The sequence below is a fragment of the Achromobacter sp. SIMBA_011 genome (assembly GCF_046535435.1).
GTDB lineage: Bacteria > Pseudomonadota > Gammaproteobacteria > Burkholderiales > Burkholderiaceae_B > Achromobacter > Achromobacter dolens.
This window is the reverse complement of sequence record NZ_JAWRWN010000192.1, coordinates 1-327: the sequence shown is the minus strand read 5'-3', so window position 1 is coordinate 327 and position 327 is coordinate 1. Positions and strand designations below refer to the sequence as shown.

1 pseudogene is annotated in these 327 nt (G+C 61.5%); it reads right to left on the bottom strand.

Annotated elements, in window-relative coordinates:
- Positions 1 to 117: 117 nt before the first annotated feature.
- Positions 118 to 327 (bottom strand): annotated as a pseudogene (locus SB816_RS30530) (ABC transporter permease); the annotation flags it as partial.

The following is a 327-nucleotide window of genomic DNA, read 5'->3' as shown; positions in this document are numbered from 1 at the left end:
CCGCGGGCGCTGTCCCACCGAACGTGCTACTGGTCGACAACGGTCCCGGCGCGGCATCGGACGAGCGGCGGGCCGGGGAAGAGAGTTAAGATTAGTGTAGATCGCGGTGGTGGAAGTTTATTTAAACCGTCCTCCTTCCTGAAGGGAATAGGTGTCACGCCAGCGCAGGCAGCGTTCCTCGACGATCTTGAAGAGGCTGTCGGAAATCTTGCCGAGTACCGCAAGGCAGATGATGGCGATCATCACCAGATCGGGCCGGGATAGCTCCCGTCCGTCGGACAGCATGTAGCCGATGCCCTCGGAGGCCGCCAGAAGTTCGGCTGCGAC